The 13,201-nt window shown below is 44.3% G+C and carries 9 protein-coding genes; 3 read left to right on the forward strand and 6 right to left on the reverse strand.

Going from position 1 to position 13,201, the window contains the following annotated elements; all coding sequences use genetic code 11:
- The first annotated feature begins 1,318 nt into the window (after positions 1-1,318).
- Positions 1,319-2,176: a damage-control phosphatase ARMT1 family protein gene (locus V513_RS07980; RefSeq protein WP_099772313.1), complete on the forward strand. Its 858-nt coding sequence runs from the start codon at positions 1,319-1,321 to the stop codon at positions 2,174-2,176.
- Between the two features lies 1 nt (position 2,177).
- Positions 2,178-4,523: an Orn/Lys/Arg decarboxylase N-terminal domain-containing protein gene (locus tag V513_RS07985; protein ID WP_099772314.1), complete on the forward strand. Its 2,346-nt coding sequence runs from the start codon at positions 2,178-2,180 to the stop codon at positions 4,521-4,523.
- 275 nt (positions 4,524-4,798) lie between these two features.
- Here the strand turns inward: V513_RS07985 and V513_RS07990 are convergent, their stop codons facing one another.
- The 6 genes from V513_RS07990 to V513_RS08015 form a co-directional block, all read right to left on the reverse strand.
- Positions 4,799-5,503: a nitroreductase family protein gene (locus tag V513_RS07990; RefSeq protein ID WP_099772315.1), complete on the reverse strand. Its 705-nt coding sequence runs from the start codon at positions 5,501-5,503 to the stop codon at positions 4,799-4,801.
- A 139-nt stretch (positions 5,504-5,642) separates the two neighbouring features.
- Positions 5,643-6,179 (reverse strand): flavodoxin family protein, encoded by a 537-nt coding sequence (locus V513_RS07995; protein WP_099772316.1) that lies wholly within the window; start codon positions 6,177-6,179, stop codon positions 5,643-5,645.
- Positions 6,180-6,922: 743 nt separating this feature from the next.
- The gene (locus tag V513_RS08000; protein ID WP_099772317.1) at positions 6,923-7,465 is read right to left on the reverse strand and encodes a hypothetical protein; all 543 of its coding nucleotides are present in this window, start codon (positions 7,463-7,465) and stop codon (positions 6,923-6,925) included.
- 338 nt (positions 7,466-7,803) lie between these two features.
- The gene (locus V513_RS08005) at positions 7,804-9,474 is read right to left on the reverse strand and encodes a hypothetical protein (RefSeq protein WP_099772318.1); all 1,671 of its coding nucleotides are present in this window, start codon (positions 9,472-9,474) and stop codon (positions 7,804-7,806) included.
- Complete coding sequence (locus tag V513_RS08010) at positions 9,443-9,823, reverse strand: type II secretion system protein (protein WP_099772319.1); 381 nt, start codon at positions 9,821-9,823, stop codon at positions 9,443-9,445. Before V513_RS08010 ends, V513_RS08005 begins: the two co-directional genes overlap by 32 nt.
- On the reverse strand, positions 9,819-10,343 hold the full coding sequence (locus V513_RS08015) for a PulJ/GspJ family protein (protein WP_099772320.1): 525 nt from the start codon (positions 10,341-10,343) through the stop codon (positions 9,819-9,821). The genes V513_RS08010 and V513_RS08015 overlap by 5 nt, the downstream gene beginning before the upstream one ends.
- Positions 10,344-11,887: 1,544 nt before the next feature.
- Between V513_RS08015 and V513_RS08020 the strand changes: the two genes are divergently transcribed.
- On the forward strand, positions 11,888-13,102 hold the full coding sequence (locus tag V513_RS08020; RefSeq protein WP_099772321.1) for an IS256 family transposase: 1,215 nt from the start codon (positions 11,888-11,890) through the stop codon (positions 13,100-13,102).
- Positions 13,103-13,201 lie beyond the last annotated feature (99 nt).

Raw genomic sequence — 13,201 nt, forward strand, 5'->3', positions numbered from 1 at the left:
TGGTTCACTTTCGTTCAGTTCCGGACTTTGCCTCGGGCTTCCTTCAGATTCACCGTTACCAGTGACACCCTTGCCTCTGGCTAATGCTTCTTTGACTCCCCGCATTCGGGTCTTTCACCCTATAGTTGTGTATCATGCCGGGCGCACGAGATGCTGAAACGAGTTCAGCACGACGAATTATCACGCTTTCACAATTTGCAAACGCTGTCGTACCCGTCACGTCTTCTCGCACGTCTCTCACCTAGTCATCCCAAACTTGTTTCGGGATCTAGGTTTCGAGAAACCGCGGTTGGGCGTTGGAGGTTGGGGGTTCGTAAGAGCAGGTTGAAACCGGTTCGCCGCTGAAAAGTTCTCCGTTCTCCAACAAGAGCCGCTTCCCGCTTGCAAGGAGACGCTTAACGCTGGAAATAGCAAGAGATCAGCTGCAAAAAGCGGAACTGAAGTCATAATGCAAGAACTGGATGCCAAAACAAATTCAGATAGAATGTTATGTTCTCTTGATCACCCAATATTGTCATCCCGGACTTGATCCTGGATCTGGTTTTGATCCTCTCAGCGGAGGACGGCTTACCGTTGACTGGCTTACGTTTTTCATCAGCGTTCAGCGGGTTCTTGCTCCTAAGCGGGCACCGGCTTCTGGACAGAGATTCTGACCAGGAGCATAGTCAGAATGACGACATGTGGTACGTTCTGAGCAATCCAGGATCCACTTGGCATTTTCATTCATTCTCTCCTACACTGAATCAATTCCTCTTGCTTCCTTTTCTTTTAACCTCCTGGTGCGGCAGCGAGCATCAATTCCCCGGATGTTCCTCCGCGCATCACTTCCTGAGAAGCAGCATCATTTTTGCCTTTCTCTGAAGAGTGCTGAGCGTTGACGGACAACGTTGTCTTCAGCAGTCATCAGTGGAAACTGGTTCTTTGCCCGACGTAATCGGAACTGGCCTGCGAAGCAGACTGGCTACGCAGATCTTCCCCGCGAAGCGGGCATTGCGACCTGGCAAAGCCAGCCTTGCGTCCCGCCGCAGGCGGCATTGCGACCGTCGATGATTTTCGGCGTTCTGGTCTTTCAACTAAAATATGCTCATATCGGACGGAGAACCGTTGACGGTTGACCCGAGACTCTTACTGCGAAGCAGCATAACTTCCGGCGATGTTCTTCGCCGCATCACTTAAGCTCTTGCCAGTCTGCTGATTTCGGATGACGGAGAACCGTTGACGGTTGACCTGATAGATCTTTTGCAAATGTAGTTTGCATGTCAAATGAACACAGTTTGCGATTATTAAAACACTGTATAATTCATTGTGAGGTGATTGAATGAAAATAGATCTCAGATGTATTCCCTGCAATCTAAACAGCCTTCTCAGGATTCTTGATCAGAACCATGCCGGAGAAGAAGAGAAGAAGCAAGTAGTAAGAACCTTCATGAGAGAAGTTGCGGAGATGGACTGGTCAGATACTCCAATAGACATCGGCCGAAAGGTCGGTGAAGCGCTTGAACCACTCTTTGGTGACAGCGATGCCTTTAGAGATATAAAGAAGATGTCTAATGACAATCTTCTGGAGATCTACGATGATTTGAAAACTGAGCTCCTCAAACTTGACGATCCGTTGATCGGTGCGCTGAAGCTTTCCGTGGCAGGTAATATCATAGACGTTGCTCCCGGTCACAAGATCGATATCCACTCCACGATGAAGGATGCTCTTTCCAGACCTTTTGCGATAGACGATCTTCAGGAACTTGCCGATAGAATCCAAAAGGCGAACTCTTTGCTGATCGTCGGAGATAACTGTGGCGAAGCCGTTTTAGACAAGCTTCTTCTGGATATTGCGAAAGTGCCCAATAGCTACTTTTCTGTCAGAACAAAACCTGCGCTGAACGATATTACTATGAAAGAGGCGCTTGAAATAGGTATGGATGAAGTTGCGACACTAATGGATTCCGGAGCGGACGCGCCTGGCGCTCAGGAAAAGACAATGAAGAGAGAATTTTCCGAGGTCTATTTTAGCGCCGATGTAGTAATCTCTAAAGGACAGGGCAATCTTGAGGGTTTGAGTTCCGTGAAACGCGAGATCTTCTTCTTGCTTATGGCAAAATGCGAGGTAATTGGAGGCTTCCTCGGAGTTCCAAAGGGTTCGTTCGTTGCTTACAAAAAGGCAGAATCGAGGGGATAGAATGGAGCTTTTCAAAGATTTTCCGGTCCTGGTTGTCGATGACGATCTTCGTTCAGAAAATACTGGTGGAAGAGCAACAAGAGAGATAATCAAAGAGCTTCAGAAACGAGGTTTTTCCGTAATTGAATCCTATTCAGGCTACGATTGCAGAATAGAGTTCATGTCACATTCAAATGTAAGCTGTGTCTTGCTTGATTGGGATCTAGTTATAAAACCCGATGCGGAGTTTCTAGGCCCCGGAGAGATAATAGAGATAATCCGCGGAAGAAATATGCTTATTCCCATCTTTCTTATGACCGAAAAACTTCGAGTTAAGGAAATTCCGCTCGAAATTGTAAGCCAGATCGACGGCTATGTCTGGAAACTCGAAGACAGCCCCTCTTTCATTGCAGGCAGAATTGAAGAAGCAACTGAACGCTACATGGACGAGCTTCTTCCGCCATTCTTGAAGGAATTAATCAGATACGTAGATGAATTCAAGTATTCTTGGCACACTCCCGGCCACAGTGGTGGAGAGGCCTTTCTGAAGTCTTCTACCGGGAAGATCTTTCATAAGTTCTTCGGCGAAAACATATTCAGAAGTGACTTGTCCGTATCAGTTCCGGAGCTTGGATCGCTCCTTGAACATACCGAGGCGATAGGGGAATCCGAGAAATCCGCCGCAAAAATCTTTGGTTCCGACGAGACTTACTTCGTAACGAACGGCACATCGACATCAAACAAGATAGTATTCCATTACTGTGTTACACCCGGAGATATCGTTCTCATTGACAGAAACTGTCACAAGTCGATTATGCATTCAATTATCATGACCGGTGCGATTCCCATCTATCTCACGCCGAGCAGAAACTCACTGGGAATAATCGGACCGATACATGAGGAGAATTTCGAGTGGAGTGAAATAGAAAAGGCAATCAAGGAAAGCCCCCTTGTAGAAGACAAAGAGAACTACAGAATAAAACTGGCAGTCATCACAAATTCCACGTACGACGGTCTCTGCTACAACGCAAGAACAATCCTCGACAGACTTGAGAAAGTGGTAGATTTCGTTCTTTTTGACGAGGCCTGGTACGCCTACGCAAAATTCCACCCCATGTATCTTGGCCGGTTCGGAATGTCTCCCGATATCGACAGGGAGAGATCCCCGGTAGTCTTTTCGACACACTCCACCCACAAGCTCCTCGCAGCCTTCTCTCAAGGCTCCATGATTCACGTGAAGGACGGGAGAAAGAGGGTTGATCACGGGAGATTCAACGAAGCCTATATGATGCATATGTCGACTTCCCCCCAGTACGCGATTATTGCATCGCTCGACGTCGCTGCAAAAATGATGGCCGGGAATGCTGGAAGATTCCTTATAGATGAAACGATTCAGGAAGCGATTATCTTCAGAAAGAAGATGAAGCACCTCAAGAAAGAGATAGAGTCCAAAGAAACCGATCGAAAGAGACGCTGGTGGCTGGAAATATGGCAGCCGGACAAAGTCTCTATTGAAACCGAAAGTGGCGAGCGAAAGACCTTTGATCTCGAGGATATAGATGAGTCCATCTTGAAGGACAGGCCCGAATGTTGGTATCTCAAGGCAAACGAAGACTGGCACGGATTTGGAAAGCTCGACAATGACTACGCCCTTCTCGATCCCGTGAAGGTAACTGTGATGACTCCGGGTATCACGAGACAGGGTGGAATGAGAAACTGGGGAATACCTGCAACAATAGTGACGACATTCCTTAGAGACAGGGGAATCGTAGTTGAGAAATCAGGCCATTATTCCTTCCTCATTCTTTTCTCCTTGGGACTGACAAAAGGAAAATCCGGGACTCTACTGGCAGAGCTCTTCACTTTCAAAAAGCTTTTCGATGAAGACGCCCCTTTGGACGATGTATTTCCGGATATCGTCAGGGAGTTTCCAAAGAAGTACGGGAAAATGACTCTACAGGAACTGTGCAGACAAATGCACGAGTACCTAAGAAAAGTGAAAATTACGAAGGTTCTGAAAGATGTCTACTCACAGAATCCCGAGCAAGTAATGCTGCCAGCTAAGGCCTACGCGGAGTTAGTAAACGGTAATACTGAACTGGTGAGAATCCGCGAGCTGCAGAACAGAATCTCGGCCGTCATGGTCGTTCCGTACCCTCCCGGAATACCAGTGATAATGCCCGGCGAGAGATACATCGGTGAAACAAGGAGAATAATCGAGTACCTCAATCTCTCCGAGGAGTTCGACAACAAGTTCCCTGGATTTGAGAATGAGATGCACGGCCTCAAGATGAAGATAGACAGCGCCAACAAGAAGAGGTATTATACGTACTGCTTAAAAGAGATGGATGAAGAGGAAAACGAATAAAAACATTTCTTGATCAGTTTGAGCAACCTTGCTCGATATCTCGACATATAGCATTAAAGAGATTACTGTTTTTTCAAAAATAATCAAAACCAGTAGTTTTTATTGCCGTTCTTGTACCATTCTCTCGAAAAGCACGAAAAATCGACCTGACTCAACAAGAAAACACGTAGCGATCAAAACAATCATTGATCCGCTCTGTTTTTCATGTTGGAGGCCACACATAGCATTACTGTTGGCATAACTACTTACCTACAACTCGCCCATCAAATCAACGTTCAGAATGTTAGCAAATAACTCCTCTGGCTTATCGCTTCTACTCTAGCTCTGTCGCTGATAGCATTCGCCATAAGGTACATGTGCGATAAAACAACACCGAGATCGATCGCTATAACCTCTTCATAGATCAGAGGAATCTTTTTCCAGCCGTGAACAGCTATCTCGTTCCGTCCCAATACTTCAAACTTCCAGGGTTGTCTGTTGAACGATGAGGGTGCCATTCTTCCCGCATCTATAATCTCTTTCATCCCTTCGTCTATGTACTCTTCCTTGCCATATACAACCTCTTTGAAGGGCTTCCTGTTGGCCTCCCTGTAAAGAAAACGGGAAGCTCTCTCGACGATGTCTCCACTACCATCCGCAGCAAAGCCAACAACAATCATAGATAGATAATTCGGGAGTCGTGCCCAGCTAGTCGAGAATCCCTTCAAAGTAAGGTTCAGAACGATCTGCTCGCCTTCGAATCCATACTTCACAAGACTTGGTGTGGAAAAGTCACTCATTTTCGCAAGCACAATTCCCGATCCGGAAGGAAATTCTGGAGAGAAGTACCAGTGTAAAACACTCTCAGAGTTAATCGGAACAATATCTCTCAGAGCATCATTCACTTCCTTCTTCTGTTCAGGAGACAACTGCCTTTCCTGAAACTTTCTCTGTGTTACTCTCAACCCAATTGCCTTCTTGATCTCCTGTTTGCTTAACATTCAACCACCTCTTCACTCCTATTCTATATAATTTGACAATAAAACTCAAGATTAATTGGCTCAGTAGACTAAACGTCTCAAAAAGAAAACGCCGAGAGCTAGCCCTCGGCGTTTCGGTAAATCAAATCTATGGTGGCAACTAGAGACTCTCCTTAACCTCTCTCACCCATTCCTTCGCAGTCTCGATATACTCCTCTAATCTTGAAGAAGGAGATTCGAAGTCACTCTCCTGAACCACTTCATTCCCCTTCAAAGCCTTTTTCAGATTCTCGAGGGCGCCACCGATCATTCCTTCATGCGTACAGAAGAGAGCGATCTTCTTTCCCTGGATTTTGCTCTCTTGAAGAAATGTATTGATCGGAGGCGCGTATGTAAGAGCCCACACCGGACTCCCCAAGACTATGAAATCATACATGTTCGGATCGAAGCTATACGGCTCAAGTTCGGGACTGTTATTCATAGTCACCGACTCGCTTCCCCAGATATGCTCCTTATCTGGGTCATACCCGGGCGTGGTCTCTATTTGTTCGGGATTCTCCACATGGTGATAATAGGTCCGAGTAAACTCCCCCGTGGGAACCAGCCTCAGAAGGTCAGCACCTATTGAAGAGGCCATTGCCTCTGCAAGTGCTTTAGTGCTTTCATCGTATGAGAAATAAACAACAATAGAATTCATACTATTACCTCCCTTCATTGCTATTATAGCTTGACTTAGAAGCGAAATGAACGAATCTCTACAAAGGAACGGCTATTCTTTGCCAGAACAAATGAAACAGAGAAAGATTTCTGAAGAGTCTGCGCCGATTGATCTTTCAGGTGTTGGTCTCCCTTGAATCAGTGACTCGGGGAAGTTGGGTTTTGTCGACCGTTTCGAGTACTTTTAATAGAAGCGCTAATTCACAAAAAACCAACAGTAGCTTTATGTTCTTCAGTTTTCAAAGGCACCTTTCAAAAAGTAGAGATGACTCCCCCTATGGGCTTCACTGTTTGCTGCAGAATCGCTCGCCTTGTAAGTTCTTTCTCCTTTGTCCATAGAAATCGATCGAGCTTGCGCGATACGAAGTATCCTTTAGTAATATCATTATTTAGTAGAGACGGGTTTTCCGCTTGCGGATAATCCGCTCACGGCTATCCCGCTTACGGAAAATCGGTTTGCGGATTAACGCGGCTTCGACAGAGCGTCTTGTCAATTTTTTATTTGACTTGTTTCGATTTGCTTTTTGCCGAAATTTGTGCCCTATGAAGACATAGAACAAAGATAAATCAAGTACCCACTGACTTCATTCATAAAAACGGAGAACAACACACTTAGGCACGAACAACCTGAATGAAAACAGCCGATGGTAGAAACCTCATTCCGTTCTTCGTTACGCTTAGTAAATCGAAGATGACGGAGAGCATATGATGCTAGAAAGCGACTCAGTAAGTAGTTCCAATAAGCCTCTCAAACCATTCACGGCTTATTACTCTGTAATGAGGATGATAGCTTCTCTTATACAAAGCGCTGTGATGCACCAGTTTTCCGCTTTCAACTGCTTCCTTAACAATCACTGAAGACTCAGGAGTGAAAATCTCCTCAGGAAGTGAGTCTCTGAGTACGTTATCTATCCTATACCACTCTTCCTTCCATTCATCATGTGATAGGGTGGCCCCTATTCTACTGCTGGCAACCAGTGCCCGGAAGAGATCATCGATAAGTATCTGTCGGTTCTTCACAATAACAAGATTGATCCTGAAGAAGTTCTCCATATAACTTACATCCTGCCATAGAACCTGATCGAACTCATCGCAGTCGATCTCTTCGGCAAGAAGTCTGAGGGCGACCGCTTGATCCTCCATTATGTGACTCGGACCAAAAGTCCCCTGATAGAAGACCTTGTACAGATCTACAAGCTGTGCCGCAGGGTGCAAATCGAGTTCATGTGAAGCGAGTTCAACTATCCTGTATTCTCTTGTGAACATACTATCCCCCTCTTTGATTAACAATTATACTGCTACAGGGGCTCGATTCAAAAGCCGATCGACTGCCTCTTGTGGCAAAGGGCAGTATTCCGGGGCTTTCTTACCCACAGCATGATCATATTTACTTTTTCAGAACAAGCAAGTAGGTTAGCAGAAAATGATTCTCCGTAATTCAGTACGCTTCTTGACTGGGTAACTTTCCATAGCTGTCTCATAGAAAGAAAAAGCCCCCGCACGTCGCGAGGGCTCTCTGGGGGTTAACTGTGGCCTAAATTACAGAAGCTAAGAAGATGATCTCTTCTTCCCCAGACCGAAAAGCTTTTTTTATACTTATTTTGTTACCAAGCTCGAAGACCGAGTAGCACAAGTCGTTTAATATCTGTACCACCGACCAAAGCGCTTTGAGGTGAACTGATGAAAAAATTATCGATATCATTCAGTTGATCAGCAGTGCCGAAATTTCTTGCGGTAATTGATCCAAACGTAAATAGTTGTCCAGCTTTATGCCCGGTACTCTGATTCACAACAACGTCGCCTAAATCAGGAAACAGAAATCCTCCGCCTGAACCGTTGGAAGGGAAGGCTGCAAAATCGCCGGAAAGGGCTCTTACTCCATGTGTAGCCTTTCCATCATTCCCCACTAAATACGTGACAATCATGTCCCCCCCAATTGTGGTCAAAGAAAGGTAATCATCACCTGTTCTGGAAGCAAAGTCGTCAAGAATCTCTTTCACCTTGCTCCATGTCATTATGGGTTTGTTCATAACCACTCCACCTTGCTGAGTTGCTTCATCCAATTCCTCATGAAAGTCTCCGTAGACCAAATGTGTGTTTACTTGAATATCTCCTCCGACAACGGTAATGCTATACTTTCCGTTTACCGACGAAAGTTTCAACGGGTCACTAGTTTTTTCCCCTATCTGTAGATCGCCGTAAATCACAAGGTTGATCTGATAGTCAGCCTCGTGGATCGTTACTTGTTGAGTTCCTTCTTGATTCTTATATGAGAGAGTAAAATACCCAGAAGCATCTGGACTAATCTTATTGACTTCGGGAAAGTTAATCGTGAATTGCTTATCACTCTGATCATAAGGAACTATAGGTATCAAGAAATCCTCTTCAATCTCCGGGAGAACGCTTCCAGGAGCACAATTATACGTCGCAGTTCTAGTTAATGAAGCAAGCCATGCCTCATGCTCCTCAAGAAGTGAGATAAAAAAGAAGTCAGCATCAGAAGCTGTCTTTGTATAGTTATAGTTGTCGTACTCCGGCATGATGTTGTTGGCCTCAAGTCCAAACTGAAAAACTTGTTCAAGGTTGATGTCAGTAGCCGAAACGGTTACCGTCCCAACTACGGTAGCAGGTCCGTTGATGAGATCACCAAATCCCTGAATGGTTTCTGTCGCGTGTTGCCCTCCTTGGTTTGGGATGTAAGTTGTTACTTCATGGAAAACTCTATCAGTATCACCAAAAACAAGTGCAGCCTTCCCTGACAAGGATTCAGTTGTTGCCAAACCATATGAGTATCGCTTGACGCCACCCTTCTCAGCCCATGAGACAATTGAATACTTCCCACCTGTATTATTGATTGCAGCGCCCTTGGGGTCGTATTCTGCAAAAGCATTATCGTTCAATATTTCATCAAATTCCGCATTTCCATTCAGGATCCACCAGCTATTTGAGTCAAGACTAGCTAAAGCTTCACTCCAAAGATCGCCTTCATATCCACCTCGTGAAGAAACGAACTCTGCAAACTCATCGTATCCATTCCATTGGCTGTCGAATTCTTGCGTTCTCCACTGGCTAGCTAGCACCATTGTGGCGCCCTCAACCAAATTGCTGGTGGTCACCCTCAAGTCAGAGAGAAGCGAGTAGCTGTTCAATCTGTTTGATGTCCTCTGCATCATAATTCCAGCAGCAACCAATACAGTCGTAGCAAAAGCCATCAAGATCAACGCTATTGGAAGTATGAATCCCTTATTCCGCGTACGGGTCATATCTATAAACATAAAACTCCTCCTCTCTTGAAACTCTTTCATCTTTGAGTACAACTCTGAATATTCTCTTGGTAGGTGTGTCACCAACTAAAGTTGCATCGACGGAAACGACTGTGACTTCTTCAAACCCAGGATATTCTGAAAGTTGCTGAATTCTACTGATAATGTTCGCTTCGCTTACCCGATTCGTGCTTCTTACAATTCCTTCAACCATTAGTTTTGCTGAATGCAGGTTCGTTACAACCTCCAAGCGGGCTGACATTCCTCTGTATTGAATTATCAACGCCATCCCTGACGTTATAAGCAACGCAATGATAGCCATAACGATCACTATCTCAGAAAGCGTAAAACCTTTCTTAATAGAACCTCACCGCCCCATTCATTGTCCTGGAAGTACCATTGACAGTAAATTCAGCATCGTAGTATATGTACTGGGTCTGAGAAACTGACTCTGGTGACCTACTGAAAATAAAACTAGACACGTTCTCAGCAAGTGTAGATGTGGTAATGTCAGTTTCGCTTGTGTAATACTCAAAAACCACTCTGTCCTCTACGTACGAAATGGTCGCTACCGTCGTGCTGGTTAGAATCGGGAAATATGAGAACAACGTAATTACTGTCGAAGTTGCCTCATCACCGCCAAAGACCAGGGCCGTCCAATTCTTAGAAATTATGTTCTTCATATTGCTATTCAGCTTCATTATCTCTTCATCAATCGCCAGCTGTGTCTGAACCTGACCGCTGATTTTAAAAGTAGAAGATAGAACAATGTATAGAATACCCATAATAACTACCATGAGAAGCAAGGTAACCATCATCTCAACCATAGTGAGACCCTTATACATTCCTTTCTTCAATCTGATCATCCTAAAGAGGCTCACTTGCGAGATTCCTCCCTTTCAAATACTGAGTTTCTACCGGATCACGGCTACGAAAGCTAATAGAGGCACCATTAGAAAGCAGTCTTCATCTCTGTTCTTTTGTTTGTCAAATTACAATAAGGCTCATTAGTCTACTAGTCCCTAGACCTGAAACGATTTTATCACACTACTATGAACAATAGCTCTAGAAAAGAGTACCTGAGTCAAGCCGCTCGCATTCTCGGATCAAGCAACAAAGAGTCCTAACCTTTTCTAGCAACAATGCTCCAGTAGTCATGAGGCAACTGCATGTCACCTGTTCTCATTGCGAACACTCTGACTTTTCGAAGTTGATAAAACACGCGTCCGCTTTTCAGTAAGCATCCCGGATTCTTTTCCTACTTCAAGCTCTTTTGAGCAAATGCAATTGATTTCACTTTCGTCTGTTTTCTGGCCATCGAGTTTTTCTTAATTGTACACCCTACAAATTCAAGATATAGTATCGATCCAGCTCGATGGGACTCAAAAATCAGACGTAGAAACATTTCATGGGCTGATAGAGAAAACAGGGTCTCCGTGTTTTTCAAAGAACATCACGGGATCTGATCGACCTTGCTGTAAACTGCGAACACACTTGTGTTTTGCCTCGCTGATCGCGATCATAGTTAAATACCTGCAATTATCGGATAGGCAAATTTTGTGTCAGTTTAGTTTCTTCATGTAACAGCTTCGATTTTTCCTTGCATTTTCCGTTCTATCTGGGTTATCATTATTTATTCCCAATTTCATTGCGAGGGAGCTGACAATCGAATCGATTAGACGGTTTCTGAGGATAAGATATCACTGGAAAACCTCCTAGAACAGAGTTGAGAACGCCCGAAAGACCTCCTTATTTCTAATCAGTTCCCTCGTGTTTCCTTATTTGCCCATCTTCTTCTCCAATTTACATGCACTCCAAATTCTTTAGTCGGCTTTTATATTTACGTTCCTGGTAGCGGGTGCGGGCTCGAAAGATCAAGACAAACCAGTTGACCGCTGAGCGGTTCTCTGTTCGCCGTTAAAGAGAGAGAAAGATCTGTTCATCGTTCCAGAGCTAGGATCTGTTCTTCGTTCTTGGTCAAGGTTAAAAACCAGAGATGTTGAAACGATTTCAGACGAATTATCACGCTTTCATAATTAGCAAACGCTGTCGTACCCGCCTCGTCTTCTCACATGTCTCTCACTTGGTCATCCCGTACTTGAAACGGGATCTGTTCTTCGAACGCATCTACGATGATGAATCCGTGAATTTGCAACGTTAGTGAGCAAAGAACATCGAGTAGGAGAGGGGCGGAGCCCCTCGTCCTCTCACAGAACCGTGCGTACGGGTCGCGTACACGGCTCATGGATCAAGTATCGGAAATTTCGACAGGGGATGATGGTATTTTGTCATATCGACTAGGTTCATCTCTTCAAAGAACCTGTTGGGGATGGCGTAATTGGCTGCTTTTGAGTGAGAAGATGAGTATGTAAATAAGATTGTGTAAACCCTCTAGAATGGAAGAGAAGAATGGAGGGAAAAGAAGATGAAATTTGACAGAGAAAAGATCAAGTCGTTAATCGAGAGCAATGGATTTGAAGATGTCGGAGATGTTCAAGAGGCAATGAAAGATTTGTTTGGTGACATTATCAAAGAAATGCTTGAAGGAGAACTGGAAGAAGAGCTCGGATATTCTAAGCATGACTACAAGAACAAAGAGACTGAGAATTCCAGGAATGGACATAGCAAGAAGACAGTTAGAAGCGATTACGGAGAAATAGAACTTGAGATACCAAGAGACAGAAAAGGTGAATTTGAACCCGTTGTTGTGAAGAAACACCAGAGGGACATTTCTGGGATAGAGGATCAGGTAATCTCCATGTATGCCAGGGGAATGACAGTAAGAGATATTCAGAGTCATATAGAGAACATCTACGGTTCTAAATTATCTTCAGAAAGCGTAAGCAGGATAACGGACAAGATACTGCCGCTGGTCTCCGAATGGAGAAACAGGCCATTAGAATCTGCGTACGCAATAGTCTACATGGATGCGGTATTCTTCAGGGTTGTTGAAAGCAACCAGGTAAGGAAGAAAGCACTCTATATAGCTTTAGGAGTATCCCTGAATGGCTACAAAGACATTCTAGGCATGTGGATAAGTGAAACAGAAGGAGCAAGCTACTGGTTAAGCATTCTAAACGAATTGAAGAATCGTGGGGTTGAAGACGTGGCAATCTTTTCAGTGGATGCATTAAGCGGAATGGAAGAAGCCATAGAGGCTGTATATCCATTCTCTGAGGTTCAGAAGTGCATAGTTCACCAGATAAGGAACACCATGAGATATGTTACCTGGAGGGATCGTAAACCTCTTGCACGCGATCTAAAGACAGTTTATCAGGCGCCTACAAGAGAGGCGGGATGGAATGCATTACTTGCACTCGAAGAGAAATGGGGGAACAAATACCTCTTGTCAATAAAAAGCTGGAAGGATAACTGGGAAACTCTATCAACCTTCTTTCAATATCCAGAGGAACTGAGAAGACTGGTTTATACAACTAATCCCATTGAATCAGTTAATAGACAACTCAGAAAGGTGACGAAGAACAAAGGAGTCTTTCCAACAGATACTTCTCTCTTAAAGATGGCTTATCTAGCAATAATAAATATAACAAAGAAATGGACAGTAAGAACTCTTGATTGGTCCAGGATACTTACTCAACTTGTGATAAAGTATGAAAGATTAGCTAAGTATATAAGCTGATTCTTAAACCCATTACAAAAAAGGGGTTTACACAAAAAAAGAGACAGAACCGAGAAGATCGCCATTTGTTCATTCTCATATTGACTTTCTCTTTCCATC

This window comes from Mesotoga sp. H07.pep.5.3 (genome assembly GCF_002752615.1).
GTDB lineage: Bacteria > Thermotogota > Thermotogae > Petrotogales > Kosmotogaceae > Mesotoga > Mesotoga prima.